Here is a 16463-nt window from a genome sequence, read left to right as displayed (position 1 = left end):
TTTTACAGACCCATTTGTTTTTTCCAATGTGCAAAAAAGTCAGGATTTGTCAATGAAAGTTTGCCTTCATTATCTAAAAATACCTGAATGGTTTCGCCTATACAAACCAACCTTTCTTTGGGGTCAAAAATGCTATACCTAAAAATCATTTTTGCCGCCGGCGAATCTATAAAAGTAGTTTTTATGGTCGCAACATCGCCGTAGCGTAGTGGTAGCTTGTGTTCGCAGGAAGATTTTACGATTGGCGAAGTATATCCGTTGGCTTTCTGTTCTAAATACGAAATGCCGTGTTCGCGCCCAAAAGCTTCTCTACCATCTTCAAAATACTGAATATAATTGCCGTGCCACACAATTCCCAAGGGATCGGTTTCTGTGAAACGCACGCGTATTTCAGAAGTAAAACTTATTTCTTTTTTAGAATTAGCTAGCATTTTTTTCGACTATAAATTATTCCTGGCAGAATATACAATTAATTTTTTCCCGCTAAAGGTTTCTGCTGTGTGTGTGCTTTAAATTTTGCCCAATACAGTTTTCATTTCGCTGACAGCAACAATTTTACCTTCGCATTCGGTTTGAGCGGTTATCAATGTAACGCCCATAATTTCGTGAAGAATATTTACAGTTGTTTTTAGTTCTTTGCCAACATCCGGAAGTTCAAAAATTTCAACACTTTTAATAGCGCCAATATAACCAGTTGGAGCGGCTTCTTTTCTTAGAAAAAATTGATAACCTGTATAAAGCGCAACAGTTTGAGCCATATGCTCAATTAAACCGGGGGCGGCGAATTTGTTATTTTTCGAAAAAATATTTTCTTCGGAAATAGTTAATCCCGCAACCACTTTTCTCTCTTCAAAATGAAGTAATTTATCTACCATTACAAACGGTGCTCTCTGCGGAATTAACGTTCCGAGGAAATCTGTGTCTGTTATTATTTCGGTGAAAATTTTCATTTTAGTTTTTATTTTGAATCGTTATCTGTTTCCCAAAAGTCGAAATAATTAAACCATTGCAAGGGATGTTTTTTCAAAATCCATTCAACGCTTTCAGTATATTTTTGCAACAAACCTTGGGCATCGCGATTTTTTACTTCCGCTTGACGGGCGTATAAATGATAGTGACTGTTAGTTTCTTTCATTACATAAACAAACAACACGGGCACGTTCAACCTGCTTGCCAATAAAAATGGGCCGGCGGGAAAATTGGCATTCTCTCCCATCAATGATTCGGTCATTATTTTTTGGTCCTTCATAAATCTATCGCCCGTAAAGCAGACCAATTCGCCATTGCTTAGCGCATTATGGATTTTAAAAATATGCGACATATCTTCTTCGACCAAAATAAATTTCACCTTGGAACGTACGGTAACTTTTTCCATATACTCCTTGATTTTTACGTGTTCGGCATCCGTAGCAACAAGGCTAATTTGCGAACGTGTATCAATTTCTTCAAAAAAGTATTCGGCGATTTCAAAGTTACCCACGTGGGCGCTAATTAAAATGCCGCCCTGATTTTTGTCCAGAAGGTTTATAATATTCTCTACTCCATCGCATTCGTGTGTAAACCTATCTTGTAAACCCGAAGAAATCGCGGCTTTGTCTATGATGGTTTTTCCGAAAACGTAATAACTTTTATAAATGCTGAAAAGACTCTTCAGTAAAGAATATTTTAGTCTTTTTCGAAAATAGTAGTATATGGAACGTGTGCTTTTGCCTGCAAAGAAAACGTAATATAATGCCACAAAATAAAGCAGTCCGTAGGCGGCGCGAATCCCTAATTTGCGAATAAAAAATATAAAAATTTTATACCCAAAAACAGTTCCTTTGCTTTTACCTTCCCACTCACCTGCCATAAACAGTTATTGAAAATTTAGCTTATTTTCGTTTCAATCAGGTCGTAAAAATCTTGAAGTGTTATAACATTAAGGAAATCTTCACCAGTCAATTTTACGCCAAAATTGGCCTCAATGGCAACTACCAAATCTACAAAATCCAAGCTGTCTAATTCCAAAGTTTCCTTTAGATTAGCCTTTGGTTGTATGTCTTCGGTTTCTACCTCAAACTCATCTACCAAAAAGTAGTTTATCTTCTCAACTATAACTTCTTTATTCATTTTTAATGCGTGCACTTTTTAATAATTAATGCGGAATTGGTACCACCAAACCCGAAAGAATTGGACAAAAATACATCTATTTTTTTGTTTAACGTTTTGTTAACAAGGTTTAATTTGGAAGCAGCCTCATCGGGTGTTTCAAGATTTATATTTGGTGCTACAAAGGAATGTTCCATCATTAACATGGAGTAAATTACCTCGCTCGCTCCAGCCATCCAACATTCGTGACCCGTCATCGATTTTGTAGAACTTACACATGGACCATTTTCGCCAAAGACATCAATAATTGCAAGCGCTTCATTTGCATCGCCGACGGGTGTTGAAGTTGCATGGGCGTTAACGTAGTCAATGTTAGCTGCATCGATGTTTGCTTGTTTCAGCGCCATTTTCATGGCTCTCGCCGGACCATCAATATTGGGGGTTGAAATATGTTCTCCATTAGATGAAAACCCATACCCAATAATTTCACCCAAAATTGGCGCACCACGTTTTACGGCACTTTCGTAACTTTCAATTACCAAGGTTGCAGCGCCACCGCTGGGCACAAGTCCGTCGCGATTTTTATCAAAAGGACGACTTGCTTTTGTGGGGTCAGATTGTGTAGAAAAAACACCCAAACCATCAAAACTACCCATTGCGAGTTCGTTAATTTCTTGCGCTCCGCCTGAAATAATACAATCCTGCAACCCATTTTTAATTAAGAAATAAGCCATCCCAATGGAGTGGGAACCACTGGCACAAGCAGCACTTATGGTAAAATTAATCCCTTTCAATTTAAAAATAGTTGAAAGATTCATTGTTACCGTAGAGTTCATGGCTTTAAAAATAGCGCCAGAACCAACTAGGGTTGTATCTTTTTTTTCACGAATCTTATCTACAGATTCCATCACAGATTTTACGGTACTATCGTTTCCGTAGAGAATTCCCACTTCGTTTTCATCGAGGAATTGTTGATCAATTTTGGCGTTTTTGAGTGCTTCTACAGTTGCAGCGTAGGCAAATGCACCCTCTTGCCCTAAACTGATGCGCTCCCTTCTAGAAAGTTGTTCCTTTAAATTAGGTTCTTCTACCCACCCCGTTAAACAGGAACGATAGCCGAATTCTTTTCGTTTTTCGTCGTATATAATACCGGACTTGCCGTTGTATAACGATTCTTTAACTTCCTCTAAGTTTTTGCCTATGCAGGAATAGATGCCCATTCCAGTTATAACTACTCTTCTCACGTCTCCTTCAGATTTATGAATAAATTCCGCCATTTATATTAATTACTTCCCCGGTAATATACGAAGCTTGTGGAGATGCCAAAAAGCATACCAAATGAGCTACTTCTTCCGCTTCGCCAAAACGGTTGGCTGGGATCATTTTTTTGAGTTCCTTTTCGTCAAGTTCTGCGGTCATATCACTTTTAATAAACCCGGGAGCTACTGCATTTACTGTAATATTTCGCTTACCAATCTCCTGCGCCAATGCCTTTGTAGCACCGATAACAGCTCCTTTTGCAGCAGAATAGTTTACCTGGCCTGCAGTTCCCTTTAAGCCAGAAACTGAAACCATATTGATAATTCTTCCATATTTGTTGACTAATAATTTTTGAATCAAAGCATTTGTAACATTATAAAAACCGTTTAAACTTGTGTTTACTACACTGTGCCAATCGTCCGGTTTCATCCACATAAAAAGGCCATCTTTAGTGATGCCCGCATTGTTTACGAGCACTTCAATTATAGCGTTTTTATTGGCTTCGTGCCATTTCTCCAATGCATTATTTACTGCGTCGGCATCAGTAACATTAAACTGGATAATTTCGCCTTTACCCCCTAAATCCTTAACCTCATTCAAGGTTTGAAGGGCCGCTTCTTTATTGCCGTTATAATTAATAAGAAGGGAATATTCTAAATCTTTTGCCAATTGAATACATATTGCGCGACCAATACCGCGAGAACCTCCCGTGACTAATGCGTATTTCTGTTTTAGATTTTTTTCTTCCATTGGTGGTTTTTATAGTGAAGTATATCTTAGACTCCAATCAGTTTATTGTAATTATATGAATTCTGAAGTTATTTTGAAAAATCCATCAAAAATTCTTTCACTTTATTCACATAAGGGTACATTACAACATCTTCCCTAAATACTGGAACAATCGCACGAATTTCATCATACATTTTCTTGGTTTCTGAAGAAACTTGGTCTTGCACTTTTAGGTATTCTATTGCCTGAACAATTGTTATAAGCTCGATTGCAACAACTTCAAAAGAATTTTCAATTACTTTTTTTGTAATCAACGCAGCGTTTGTGCCCATACTCACAATATCTTGATTGTCGTTATTATTTGGGATGCTATGCACGTACATTGGGTTACTAAGCATTTGGCTTTCGGCAGTTGTGGAAGTTGCAGTAAACTGTACTCCCTGCATTCCAAAGTTTAGCCCCAATTTTCCTAAATTAACAAAAGGAGGTAAAATGTTGTTTAATTTTGAATTGAGCAAATAGTTTAATTGACGTTCAGAAAGCATCGTCATTTTTGCGACGACTATTTTCAGCTTGTCCATTTCTAAAGAAACATAATCGCCGTGAAAATTTCCGCCGTGATATACATTTCGCTTTTCAACATCTACAATTGGATTGTCGTTAGCCGAATTTACTTCTTCAATTAGTACTTTTTCAACAGTATTCAGCGTATCCAAAACAGGTCCTAAAATTTGCGGCACGCAACGAAGTGAATAGTATTCCTGTACTTTTTCTTCAATAACATTCTCGCTTTTTGACCCGTTATAAAGATGATGTTCTCGCTTTCGGGTTAAGCTGCTATCTTTTAAATGAACGCGCATCATCTCTGCAATTTTACGCTGCCCCTCATGTCTTTTTGTTTCATTTAATTCAAATGAAAGGTGGTCGTCATACGCTTTTACAATTTCATTTATTGCAGACGAAGCTTTAATCATCCACTTCAAAATTCGCTTTGTGTAAAGCACATTTACAACGCCAATACCCGTCATTACTGAGGTTCCGTTCATTAAAGCTAAACCTTCGCGAAGCTCTACTTTTATGGGTTGCAGGTTTTCAAGTTTGAAAACTGCTTCGGTATTTTTACGTTCGCCTTTATAAAAAACTTCGCCTTCGCCAATTAAAACCAACGCCAAATGAGCAAGTTGAACCAAATCGCCACTAGCGCCAACGCCGCCGTGTTCGTAAATAAGTGGAATAATATCTCTGTTTAATAATTCGCTCATCAATTCAATAACCGAAGGATGAACCCCACTGTGGCCAAGGCTCAAAGTGTTTAAACGCGCAAGCATGGCAGCCCGAACATATTGCGGAGAAATTATATTTCCGGTACCCGACGCATGGCTGCGGATAAGATTATATTGCAATTGTATGCGCTGATCGTCCTTAATTTTATACTGCGCCATCGGGCCGAAACCAGTGTTAACGCCGTAAATAATTTTATTTTCAGAAAATTCTTTTAGAAAGTCAAAACTTTTTTGAACTCTTTCTAATATATCTTTGTGAAGTTGGACAGTATCGTTTTTGAAGATAATTTCATCAAAATCAGCAATTTCCAGTTTTCCTTTTAATATTGGCATTTAGGCTTGAATCAAATGTTTTGTTAAATTAATTTTTCCAAATACTATGAAAATTTTAGATTGTAAATTTAGAGTTTTTTAATAATCTTTAACTTAATAATTATGAATGATAATGCTGTAGATGTTTTAATAATTGGCGCTGGACCTTCGGGTTGCGTAGCGGCTTCCTATTTAAAAAACAACGGTATAAGCATAAAAGTTGTTGAGAAAAGCGTCTTTCCACGTTTTGTAATTGGTGAAAGTCTTCTGCCTAGATGCATGGATCATTTTGAGGAAGTAGGACTTTTAGATTGTTTGATGGAGCAGAATTTTGAAATAAAGTCGGGCGCCAGATTTTTAAAAAACAATGTAGTTTGTAATTTTGATTTTGGAAAAAAACATACTTCAGGTTGGGATTACACCTGGCAAGCTCCGCGCGCAGATTTTGACCAAACCCTCGCAAACGAAATCGTAAAAAAAGGTGTGGACGTATCTTTCGGACACGAAGTTACTGCGGTTGATTTTGATGAAAAGGGTCATTCAACTACAACTGTAAAAGACGAAAATGGCAACGATTATAAAATAACTGCGAAATTTATAATTGACAGTAGTGGCTATGGCAGGGTTTTGCCGCGATTACTAGATTTGGAAAAACCTTCGACTCTAAATCCAAATTCTGCAATTTTCACCCACTTAAAAGAAACTGAACGCCCCGAAGGTGTTGAAGGCACGCTAATTACTTTTGATGTAGTAATGGACGACGTTTGGCTTTGGGTAATCCCATTTTCAAACGGAAATACAAGTATTGGTTTTGTGGGTCCAACGGAATTTATTGAATCTTTCCAAGGAACAAATACTGAGAAACTCCAAGAAATGCTGAAAATCTCAGACTATTATTACGACAGACTTAAAGATTTAGAATTTCTATTTGAGCCGCATATTATTAAAAACTATTCAAAAGCGGTGAAGCAGCTTTACGGAAAAGGCTATGCCCTAACGGGAAATAGTGCCGAATTTTTAGATCCGGTGTTTTCTTCCGGCGTAACTTTTGCCACAGAATCTGGATTGAAAGCCGCCAAATTAATTACAAAAGAATTAAAAGATGAACCAGTTGATTGGGAAAAAGAGTACACAGACTACATTATGAAAGGCGTAGATGTTTTTAGAACCTACGTTAGCGAATGGTACTCTGGCAATCTTCAGAAAATATTTTTTCACCGTCCTGAAAACCCTGTAATAAAAGAACAAATTTGCGCGGTACTTGCGGGTTATGTTTGGGATGAAACCAATCCTTTTGTAAAAAACCACGACCGACTTGTAAAAACGGTTGCGAAGGTTATTGATATGGAGAATGAGACGGTAAGCTAATATTTGCTTTTTTAAATAGCAATATATTAAAAATTCCCAACCTTTTTCAAGATTGGGGTTACAGCGCGGAAACGACTGAAACACAAAAGCCTGCTGCTTTTGTATTTCTGCCACCCACGGTCACGTGGACCAACAAAATAGTAATTTCAAAAAATACATAAAAAACGAAAAATCCCAACCTTTTTTAAGATTGGGATTTATAGCAAAGGGAACGACAGAAGCACAAAAGCCTACTGCTTTTGTGTTTCTGCCACCCACGGTCACGTGAGCCAACAAAACAGTAATTTCAAGAAATACATAAGAAATGAAAAATCCCAACCTTTTTCAAGATTGGGATTTAATTTTTGTTGGCCCACTAGGGCTCGAACCTAGACTCTTCTGTACCAAAAACAGACGTGTTGCCAGTTACACCATGGGCCAATTCAATAAATTTGGATTTTCATCCACCAAGGCTAAAAAAATATTTTCTAGCTTAGGAGGTGCAAATTTAATACAAAGTTTGTCTTGTACAAACATTTCATTAAAAAAATTTACAGGCATTTTTCACTTTTATCAAATTAGTTGAAAATATCACTTCATATTGCACGTTACCACATTTACATACTTGGGCTATCTATATATTTAGTAAATTCGTCCCATTAAAATTTAAATGCACTTATGGGGTCTTTCAACTTTACAAAATGGAATAAAATTACAGGCTGGCTGGTCTTTGCTATCGCCCTAATAACCTACTGGTTAACCGTTGAACCAACCGCTAGTTTTTGGGATGCGGGAGAGTATATTACAACCGCCAGTAATCTGGAAGTTGGTCACCCACCAGGAGCTCCATTGTATCAATTACTCGGAGCGTTTTTCAGCATCTTTGCTTCTGATGCCTCCCAAATTGCACTTACAATTAACTTAATGTCTGTTTTTTCTAGTGCATTTGCTGTTCTATTTATGTTTTGGTCGCTTACTATTTTGCTTACCAATGTGGTTTCAAAACACCAAGAAATTCAAAAAACTAACGCCATGGCTATTATTGGTAGCGCAGCAGTTGGCTCGTTAGCATTTGCTTTTACTGACAGTTTTTGGTACAGCGCTGTTGAAGCAGAAGTTTACGCTAGTGCCGCATTTTTAATGTCGGTTCTATTTTATACAGCTTTACGCTGGGAACGCGAAATGCTAGAACCTGGCGGCAACCGATGGGTAATTCTTATCGCTTTTATTATTGGACTTTCTTTTGGGGTTCACTTTATGGCTCTGCTAACTATTCCAGCAATCGGATTTTTATATTTCTTTAAACATTATAAAACCGTAACCGTAAAAAACTTTATCGTTGCAAACATTGTGACCGTCGCGATTCTGCTATTTATTTTTATCTTTTTGCTTCCAATGACATTAAAGTTCTTTAGTGCTTCAGAAGTATTTTTTATAAACAGTATCGGTCTACCTTTTAACTCAGGGACTATTATTGCCGGCCTGCTGTTTATATTCGTATTCATATACACTTTACGATTAACTCGAAAAAAAGGATTTGTACAGTTAAACACCCTTTTGCTTTGTATTCTCTTTATTTTTATAGGCTTTTCTAGTTGGTTAATGCTACCAATACGCGCAAATGCCGGAACAGTAATTAACGAAAACAATCCGAACAACGCTCGCGAACTTTTAGCGTATTACAACCGTGAACAATACCCCGAAACACATCTTTTTTATGGGCCGCTATTTACTGAAACCTATGCTGGCTTAGATGAAGACAATCCCTATAAAGACGAAAAACCTAAATACGAAAAAGACGAAGCCACCGGCAAATACATTATTGTAAATAACTATAAAAATGCTGGCCAAAACACCGAAGATTCGCAAAAGGCATTTATGCCCAGAATGTGGAGCACAGAGCACAACGCCAACTACATGGAGTTTACTGGCGGTTTAGACTTTTCGGTTAAAAGTGAATATTTAAGCGAACCTCGATTAGTAGATGAGGTGAATAAATTTAAACAAGCCTACAATCAAGGCCTCGTAGACAAAAGCGATTACGATAAGTTTCTGAAAAACTTTGGCCAATATCTCGACATCCAAAAACCATCCTTTTATCAGAATATGAAATTCATGTTCGAGTTTCAGTTTGGTTATATGTATTGGCGTTATTTTATGTGGAATTTTACCGGAAGACAGGATGATGTGCAAGGCCAATACACAGATCTGCACGGCAATTGGCTTAGCGGTATAAAATTTATTGACGAACTGCGGTTAGGTAATCAGGACATGTTGTCTAGTGATATGACAGATAACAAAGCTCGGAATACATACTTTTTCCTTCCGCTAATTCTAGGAATAATAGGTTTAGTATTTCACTTTAAGAACGATCAAAAAAGCTTTTGGGTGCTATTAGTGTTATTCCTCTTTACAGGTTTAGCGCTGAAGGTTTATTTAAATGAAAGACCTTTTGAACCTCGAGAGCGGGATTACGCGCTAGTAGGAAGTTTCTATGTATTTGCCATGTGGATAGGTTATGGGGTTTACGCTCTTTTCGACATGATGAAAGACTATGTGAAACCTAAAATAGCACTTCCGGTTGTGCTAACCATTTCGGCTTTGGCAGCTCCTATTTTACTTGCTACCCAAAACTGGGATGATCACGACCGCAGCAACCGTTATACTGCCCAATCAATGGGAAAAATGTATCTAGATTCCTGTGATAAAAACGCTATTCTCTTCACAATTGGAGATAATGACACCTTTGCACTTTGGTATGCACAAAACGTGGAAGGCTACAGACAAGATGTTCGTATTGTGAACACGAGTTTGTTCCAAACCGATTGGTATATCGACGATATGAAGAAAAAAGCCTTCACAAGCGACCCTATTCCTTCACAATTAACACACGATAAATATCGCTGGGGAACGCGCGACTTTTTAATCCATCAAAAAACTACACAGGATACCATCGATATTAAAACGTGGATGAATTTTGTGGCCAACGATAGTCCAGCAACCCAAATGGAACTTCCGAGTGGGCAAATGGTGAACACTTTCCCGTCAAAAGTACTTCGTATACCTGTAAATAAAGAAGCAGTTTTGAGAAGCGGAATCGTAGATCCAAAAGATGCTGATAAAATAGTTCCGTATATAGATATTAATCTAAAAGGCGACATTCTGTACAAAAATAGAATGATGATGCTAGATATTATCGCAAACAATAACTGGGAGCGTCCAATTTATTTTAGCGGCGGAAGCTTTGGCGACGACGATTATCTTTGGATGAAAGATTACCTGCAATTAGATGGTGTGGTCTATAAATTGGTGCCAATTAAAACAGCATTAGACAAAAGAAGCCCGTTTGATATGGGTCGAATTGACGCCGATAAAATGTACAATATTGTTATGTCTTGGGATTGGGGTAACAGTGGTAGCCCAGATATTTACCACGATACCGAAACCCGAAGAAATGGTATAACCTATAGAAGTAATTTGGCACGTCTTGCCGAAGCCCTTATAAATGAAGGTAAAATGGACAAAGCTGAAAAAATACTCGATCTTGGTATGGAAAAAATGCCAATAGATTATTTTGAATATTATTCGCTATTGGAGCCATTCGTAATTGGGTATTATGAACTTGATAAGCCTGAAAAAGCTAGAAAGGTATATGAAGATGTTTCAAAAAAATACCAAGAACATCTTAAGTATTACAACAGCTTAAAATTCAACAAGCAGCGCGCTATTGCCGAAGATATAATAAGCGATATGGAACGTTATAGAAGCTTGGTGCAGTTAGTTACCGTGTACGACGAAGAGCAATACGCTAGATCTGAAGCAGAAGAATTCAACGAATATTTAAAACTATTCCGTCATTTCTATTCTCCAGACGAAGCTATGGATTTAGACAGAGATGTAGAAAAAGACTCGACCATCGAGATTCCTTTAGATTCTAATCTTTTAGAATAAATGGAACGTACGCCATCAAATTGATGAAAAACCGGTAAATTAAAACGATTTGCAACTACGCTTTATAAAGATGCCCAAATTAATTCAGTGGTTATACCCTGAACGAATTTGGGCATTTTCGCGTAAAAAGAATGCCGTTTATCTCACTTTTGATGATGGTCCAATTCCTGAAATTACGCCCTGGGTTCTTGATGAACTTAAAAAATACAACGCCAAAGCCACCTTCTTTTGCATAGGCGAAAATGTTCAAAAACATCCAGCGGTTTTCAAAAGAATACTTGCCGATGGCCATTGCGTGGGTAACCACACATTTAACCATTTAAACAGTTGGAAAACACAGACTGCGGAATATGTGGATAATGCAGAAAAAGCGAGTATACAGATGAAGAATGCTTCATCTGAAATAAAGAAGCTTCAATCGAAAATCGTCAATCAAAAACCGCTTTTCCGACCGCCGTATGGTAAAATCACACAAAAACAGGCGAAAATTCTTCAGAAAAAAGGTTTCAAAATTGTAATGTGGGATCTAATTAGCTACGATTATGACGCAAACGTTTCCGAAGAAAAATGCCTTAAAAATGTATTGAATAATATTAAACCGGGAAGTGTAATCGTTTTTCACGATAGTTTAAAAGCAGAAAAAAATCTGCGCTATGTGTTGCCGAAGGTATTAGAATATATTGCAGCGAAGGGCTGGAAATTTCGCTCCATTCAACATTAATCCTTCTTCATTAAACATTAAATCAAACGTACTCATTCACAAGCCCAATTAATGTATTGGCATCTTGTTCCCCACTTTGGCGCCATTTCATTTCGCCATCTTTATAAATCATTAAAGTGGGAAGTCCCTTAACGCGTAGCGCGTCAGCAAGTTCCTTGTTTTTTTCAACATCTATTTTTATAACCCGAGCCTTGTCGCCAAGTGCGGCAGCAACGTCCCTTAAAACAGGGTGCATTTCTTTGCAGGCCTCGTCCCATTCTGTGTAAAAGTCGAGCAGAACTGGAATTCGCGTTTCAATTAATTCTCCAAATTTTGACATTAGCCTAGTATGTTAGTTGAATAACTGTATTACAAATATAATAAAATTAGTGCCTAAAGTACCTATGTGTTCTAAAGTGCTTAAAGATTTAAAAAATGAGGCATTTTAGAATATTTAGCGTGTTAAGTAATAATTTCTTTTTTGGTAGTGAGCGGGCTCTTTCTTTTAAGTTGGATGACAGTAATTTCTGGCCAAATGCCTACTCTCCCTGGATAACCTAAAAAGCCAAAGCCACGATTTACATTTATATATCTTCCAAATTCCTCATAAATCCCCGCCCAGTTTTGGTATCTATATTTTATGGGGCTCCATTTTATAATTCCTGGAATTTCAATCCCAAACTGCATTCCGTGTGTATGCCCACTTAAAGTTAAATGAAAAAAGCGCGGATCTTCTTTTACTTTTGCTTGCCAATGCGACGGATCGTGACTCATCAAAATTTTAAAATCTGTATCTGAAATTCCTTCGCAAGCTTTATCGAGATCTCCAGCTTGTTTAAAACCATTTAAACCCCAATTTTCAACACCAACCAAAGCAATTTTTTGACCGTTTTTTTCGATGTATCTGTTTTCATTCAGCAACAAATCCCAACCCATTTCCTGTTGAAGAATTTTTAATTTCCGAAGATTTTCAGCTTTTTCTGAAGCACTATCCCAATTAACATAATCGCCATAATCGTGATTTCCTAATATGGAAAAAACACCATGGGGAGATTTCAAACTCGAAAAAAGTTGCTTCCAATCGTTCATTTCTTCGGCAATATTGTTTACCAAATCGCCCGTAAAGAGAATTACATCACTTTGTTGATTATTGATAAGATCTACGGCGTATTCCACCTTTTTATGGTTGTCAAAACTACCGCTATGTATATCGCTAATCTGCGTTAACGTAAACCCATCAAATTCTTCTGGCAAGTCATCAAATTCTAAGGCATACTTTAATACTTTGTAATTGTATTTGCCTTGAATCATTCCATAAAGCAAGGAAGCAAAAGGGATTGCGGCAATCCCCAAAGCAATTGTACTCACAAATTTTCTTCGCGAAGCCATAAAACTAGTTTCGTCGCTTCCAGCAACTTTCATAAAAATGCCAACAAAGAACCTTCCAATATCTTCGCCGAACATAAAAATTATTATAATCAGCTTTGGAACAAATACTGCGAGAAAAATTCCGAAGAAATACATTTTTGGCGGCTGCATCATTTTTGCAGTGCCCAGAAAGGAGAGTTCATAAATTAAACCTGCTAAAACTGCCAACGAAATAAAGACGTACCAACCGTGTATCCACGGACTTTTAGTCACAGCTTTAACTGCTTGAAAGGCATAAATATCAACAAGAATATAAATGACAATAAAAATGAACCAACGCATAGAGTAGAAACAATTTTTAAAGATAGTAGGTTTCAAAAAACTGAAACTGTAGTTCACTTTATTTTAACGGTTTTAGTATCTTTCTCAGCATATATATCTAAAATGCGAAACACTTTACCTCTTCTCTTTTTACTTTGTTCAATTTTCTGTTTTTCGCAGGAGAATCCTTCAACCCAAAAACTTAGTTCGTTCGTAAATCCCTTTATCGGCACAGGCGGCCATGGGCACACTTACCCTGGCACGACGATGCCTTTTGGGATGATGCAGTTAAGCCCCGATACGCGTTTGGACGGCTGGGACGGCTGCAGCGGCTACCATTACAGCGATGAATATATTTATGGCTTCTCGCACACTCACCTCAGTGGAACAGGCGTTAGCGATTATGGCGATGTGCTTTTGATGCCTACAAATACAGTGAATTTCAATAATGGCGCCAATAGCGAAAAGGGCTATCGCGCACATTTTTCGCATAAAAATGAAACTGCTTCTCCGGGTTATTACAAAGTTTTGTTGGATGAAACCAATATTGAAGCGGAACTCACGGTTTCAGAACGCAGCGGGATTCACCATTACACTTTTCCGAAAGATTCAAAACAAATTGTAATTTTAGATTTGGAACATCGCGACAAAGTTTTAAGTGCAGGAATTAATATTATTTCCGAGACTGAAATTTCTGGCCACCGACATTCCGATGCTTGGGCGAAAGATCAGCGACTTTTTTACAATATTCAATTTTCTCGACCGTATAAAAAAGTTGAATATTATTCCCCCTCTGGTGACAAGGCAGTCAATCCAACCAAAGCCGCTTTTGAATTTGATGCTTCCGAAGGGAACGAGCTTGAAATTAAGGTTGCAATTTCCGCCGTTGACGAAGCTGGTGCAAAGCAAAACTTAGAAACCGAAATAGGCACTAAAACCTTTCAACAGATAAAAACCGAAGCTGAAATTGCTTGGGAAAAACAGCTGAGGAAAATCGATGTTTCGACTACGCTCAACAACCAATCATCAGCAAACCGGGGACTGAGCCGAGCCGAAGTGCTCAACAATAAAAAAACAATTTTTTACACTGCGCTTTATCACACGATGCTAGCGCCAAACCTTTATCAAGATGTTGATGGCCGTTACCGCGGAATGGATTTAGAAATTCATCAAACAAACGATTTTCAGAATTTCACCGTTTTTTCACTTTGGGACACCTATCGTGCTGCACATCCACTTTATACCATCATTGAAAAAGAACGAACAAACGATTTTATAAATTCACTTTTAGCAAAATACAACGAAGGCGGAATCCTCCCCATTTGGCCATTGGCGGCAAATTACACGGGTTGCATGATTGGCTACCACGCCGTGCCCGTAATTGCCGATGCCTATTTAAAAGGAATTCGTGGCTACGACACCGAAAAAGCTTTTGAAGCAATGAAACACAGCGCAATGCAGGATAAATTGGGGCTGAAAAGTTATAAGGAATTTGGCTTTATCCCAGTGGAAGAAGAAAGCGAATCGGTTTCAAAAACTTTGGAATACGCTTACGACGATTGGACGATTGCAGAAATGGCAAAAGCAATGGGAAACACCGAAGATTATAATAAATTTACTGAAAGAGCGCAGTATTATAAAAACGTTTACGATCCCGAAACCAAGTTTATGCGTGGCCGTTTCCGAAACACTTGGTTTGCGCCTTTTGACCCCTACGAAGTGAATTTTAATTACACTGAAGCCAACTCGTGGCAATACAGTTTTTATGCGCCACAGGACATTTCTGGTTTAATGAATTTAATGGGTGGAAAGGCTGATTTTGAAATTCAACTCGATAAACTTTTTACTGCCGAAAATAAAACTTCGGGTCGCCAACAGGCCGATATTACTGGGCTCATTGGTCAATACGCCCACGGAAACGAACCGAGCCACCATATGGCTTATCTCTACAATTTTGTAAATAAACCCGCGAAAACACAGGAAAAAGTCCATCAAATTTTAACTGAATTATACCAAAATGCTCCCGACGGTATTTCTGGCAACGAAGATTGCGGACAGATGAGCGCATGGTACATTTTTAGCGCATTGGGTTTTTATCCGGTAACGCCCGCAAGTAATCAATATATTATTGGAACGCCTTTATTTGAGAGTGCTTCCATTAATTTGGAAGATGGAAAAACGTTTAAAATAACAGCAGAAAATGTTTCAGATAAAAATAAATATATCGCTTCTGCAACACTCAATGGGAAACCTTTAAAGCGAAGTTTTATATATCATTCGGAAATTATTAACGGCGGAAAACTGGTTTTTAAAATGACCGACAAACCTTCAACTTGGGCAACAAAAGATGAAGATATCCCTAAAACAGAAATCACCGAAAACCTGATTATTCCCTCCCCTTTTATCGCAAAAGGTGATGTTGCTTTTAAGAATGAAACTGAAATTTCACTTGGCGTTGTTGCATCACAAACCGCAATTTATTATTCCTTAAACAATTCAGAATTTAAAAAACACAACCAGCCTTTTACAATTTCGGAAGAAACAGAATTGAGAACTTACGCTTCCGATGGTTATGGAAAAGAAAGTGAAATTCTCACAACTCATTTCTACAAAATAGACCCAAACCTCAGCATAACTTTAGAAACCGAATACGCCAACCAATATAACGGCGGCGGAAAGAACGCCCTGATTGACGGCATTCACGGCGCAAACGATTTCCGGACTGGAACCTGGCAAGGCTATCACGATTTAGATTTGAAAGCGACTGTAGATTTAGGTTCAAATAAAGAAGTGAACACCGTTTCAGTAAGTTTTCTGCAGGACCAACGCAGCTGGATTTTTTATCCCACGGAAATTATATGCTTAGTTTCAGAAAACGGAACCGATTTTACGCAGTTGGCAGTTCAAAAAATAGAAGCCGAAAAACCTTCGGAAGAAACAGAAATAAAAACGATTGAATTTGAAGTTGGAAAAAATATTCGATTCATAAAAATCACGGCTAAAAACTTCGGTAATCTTCCAAAAGGGCATTTGGGCTATGGCGGAAAAGCTTGGCTTTTTGTGGATGAAATTGAAGTGAAATGAACCCCGACTAAACCTGACAG

13 protein-coding genes and 1 tRNA gene are annotated in these 16463 nt (G+C 37.8%); 4 read left to right on the top strand and 10 right to left on the bottom strand.

All coding sequences use genetic code 11. The features are described from left to right. Positions 1 to 2: 2 nt before the first annotated feature. The 7 genes from AC3RVG_RS06560 to flxA all read right to left on the bottom strand — a co-directional run bounded on the left by AC3RVG_RS06560 (position 3) and on the right by flxA (position 5693). Positions 3 to 431 (bottom strand): acyl-CoA thioesterase, encoded by a 429-nt coding sequence (locus AC3RVG_RS06560; protein ID WP_489690637.1) that lies wholly within the window; start codon positions 429 to 431, stop codon positions 3 to 5. 78 nt (positions 432 to 509) lie between these two features. Beyond that, positions 510 to 950 (bottom strand): hotdog family protein, encoded by a 441-nt coding sequence (locus AC3RVG_RS06555; RefSeq protein WP_489690636.1) that lies wholly within the window; start codon positions 948 to 950, stop codon positions 510 to 512. Positions 951 to 958: 8 nt separating this feature from the next. Continuing rightward, positions 959 to 1849: a lysophospholipid acyltransferase family protein gene (locus AC3RVG_RS06550; protein WP_489690635.1), complete on the bottom strand. Its 891-nt coding sequence runs from the start codon at positions 1847 to 1849 to the stop codon at positions 959 to 961. A gap of 17 nt (positions 1850 to 1866) precedes the next feature. Beyond that, positions 1867 to 2109, bottom strand: coding sequence for an acyl carrier protein (locus AC3RVG_RS06545; protein ID WP_489690634.1), 243 nt, complete (start codon positions 2107 to 2109; stop codon positions 1867 to 1869). 2 nt (positions 2110 to 2111) lie between these two features. Then, positions 2112 to 3365, bottom strand: coding sequence for a beta-ketoacyl-[acyl-carrier-protein] synthase family protein (locus AC3RVG_RS06540; protein WP_489690633.1), 1254 nt, complete (start codon positions 3363 to 3365; stop codon positions 2112 to 2114). Continuing rightward, a complete protein-coding gene (gene flxB / locus AC3RVG_RS06535) occupies positions 3346 to 4098 on the bottom strand; it encodes a flexirubin biosynthesis SDR family reductase FlxB (protein ID WP_489690632.1) in 753 nt (250 codons plus the stop codon). The genes AC3RVG_RS06540 and flxB overlap by 20 nt, the downstream gene beginning before the upstream one ends. A 68-nt stretch (positions 4099 to 4166) precedes the next feature. Next, positions 4167 to 5693: a flexirubin biosynthesis tyrosine ammonia-lyase FlxA gene (gene flxA, locus AC3RVG_RS06530; RefSeq protein WP_489690631.1), complete on the bottom strand. Its 1527-nt coding sequence runs from the start codon at positions 5691 to 5693 to the stop codon at positions 4167 to 4169. A gap of 102 nt (positions 5694 to 5795) precedes the next feature. Here flxA and AC3RVG_RS06525 point away from each other — a divergent pair, with 102 nt between their 5' ends. Beyond that, positions 5796 to 7040: an NAD(P)/FAD-dependent oxidoreductase gene (locus AC3RVG_RS06525; RefSeq protein WP_489690630.1), complete on the top strand. Its 1245-nt coding sequence runs from the start codon at positions 5796 to 5798 to the stop codon at positions 7038 to 7040. A 347-nt stretch (positions 7041 to 7387) separates the two neighbouring features. Here AC3RVG_RS06525 and AC3RVG_RS06520 read toward each other — a convergent pair. Continuing rightward, positions 7388 to 7460: transfer RNA gene (locus tag AC3RVG_RS06520), tRNA-Gln, on the bottom strand. Between the two features lie 237 nt (positions 7461 to 7697). Between AC3RVG_RS06520 and AC3RVG_RS06515 the strand changes: the two genes are divergently transcribed. Then, positions 7698 to 10970: a protein O-mannosyl-transferase family gene (locus AC3RVG_RS06515; protein ID WP_489690629.1), complete on the top strand. Its 3273-nt coding sequence runs from the start codon at positions 7698 to 7700 to the stop codon at positions 10968 to 10970. A gap of 70 nt (positions 10971 to 11040) precedes the next feature. After that, a complete protein-coding gene (locus AC3RVG_RS06510; RefSeq protein WP_489690628.1) occupies positions 11041 to 11691 on the top strand; it encodes a polysaccharide deacetylase family protein in 651 nt (216 codons plus the stop codon). Between the two features lie 22 nt (positions 11692 to 11713). On the opposite strand, the gene AC3RVG_RS06505 is transcribed toward AC3RVG_RS06510, so the two are convergent. Both AC3RVG_RS06505 and AC3RVG_RS06500 read right to left on the bottom strand, forming a co-directional pair. Continuing rightward, positions 11714 to 12010: a thioredoxin family protein gene (locus AC3RVG_RS06505; protein ID WP_489690627.1), complete on the bottom strand. Its 297-nt coding sequence runs from the start codon at positions 12008 to 12010 to the stop codon at positions 11714 to 11716. A 122-nt stretch (positions 12011 to 12132) separates the two neighbouring features. Next, positions 12133 to 13380: a metallophosphoesterase gene (locus AC3RVG_RS06500; RefSeq protein ID WP_489690626.1), complete on the bottom strand. Its 1248-nt coding sequence runs from the start codon at positions 13378 to 13380 to the stop codon at positions 12133 to 12135. 102 nt (positions 13381 to 13482) lie between these two features. Here AC3RVG_RS06500 and AC3RVG_RS06495 point away from each other — a divergent pair, with 102 nt between their 5' ends. After that, positions 13483 to 16443 carry a GH92 family glycosyl hydrolase gene (locus AC3RVG_RS06495; RefSeq protein ID WP_489690625.1) on the top strand — a complete coding sequence of 987 codons (2961 nt, stop codon included), beginning with the start codon at positions 13483 to 13485 and terminating at the stop codon, positions 16441 to 16443. Positions 16444 to 16463 lie beyond the last annotated feature (20 nt).

It is taken from the genome of Aequorivita sp. IT1282 (genome assembly GCF_058068205.1).
Note: the sequence above shows the minus strand (reverse complement) of the source record. Positions and strands in the feature narration are given on the sequence as shown.

What these genes read in the sequence shown, in the direction of transcription:
- AC3RVG_RS06560 (WP_489690637.1), bottom strand. Translation starts at nt 431, where the DNA reads ATGCTAGCTAATTCTAAAAAAGAAATAAGTTTTACTTCTGAAATACGC.
- AC3RVG_RS06525 (WP_489690630.1), top strand. Translation starts at nt 5,796, where the DNA reads ATGAATGATAATGCTGTAGATGTTTTAATAATTGGCGCTGGACCTTCG.
- AC3RVG_RS06540 (WP_489690633.1), bottom strand. Translation starts at nt 3,365, where the DNA reads ATGGCGGAATTTATTCATAAATCTGAAGGAGACGTGAGAAGAGTAGTT.
- AC3RVG_RS06505 (WP_489690627.1), bottom strand. Translation starts at nt 12,010, where the DNA reads ATGTCAAAATTTGGAGAATTAATTGAAACGCGAATTCCAGTTCTGCTC.
- AC3RVG_RS06495 (WP_489690625.1), top strand. Translation starts at nt 13,483, where the DNA reads ATGCGAAACACTTTACCTCTTCTCTTTTTACTTTGTTCAATTTTCTGT.
- AC3RVG_RS06545 (WP_489690634.1), bottom strand. Translation starts at nt 2,109, where the DNA reads ATGAATAAAGAAGTTATAGTTGAGAAGATAAACTACTTTTTGGTAGAT.
- AC3RVG_RS06510 (WP_489690628.1), top strand. Translation starts at nt 11,041, where the DNA reads ATGCCCAAATTAATTCAGTGGTTATACCCTGAACGAATTTGGGCATTT.
- AC3RVG_RS06550 (WP_489690635.1), bottom strand. Translation starts at nt 1,849, where the DNA reads ATGGCAGGTGAGTGGGAAGGTAAAAGCAAAGGAACTGTTTTTGGGTAT.
- AC3RVG_RS06500 (WP_489690626.1), bottom strand. Translation starts at nt 13,380, where the DNA reads ATGCGTTGGTTCATTTTTATTGTCATTTATATTCTTGTTGATATTTAT.
- flxA (WP_489690631.1), bottom strand. Translation starts at nt 5,693, where the DNA reads ATGCCAATATTAAAAGGAAAACTGGAAATTGCTGATTTTGATGAAATT.
- AC3RVG_RS06555 (WP_489690636.1), bottom strand. Translation starts at nt 950, where the DNA reads ATGAAAATTTTCACCGAAATAATAACAGACACAGATTTCCTCGGAACG.
- AC3RVG_RS06515 (WP_489690629.1), top strand. Translation starts at nt 7,698, where the DNA reads ATGGGGTCTTTCAACTTTACAAAATGGAATAAAATTACAGGCTGGCTG.
- flxB (WP_489690632.1), bottom strand. Translation starts at nt 4,098, where the DNA reads ATGGAAGAAAAAAATCTAAAACAGAAATACGCATTAGTCACGGGAGGT.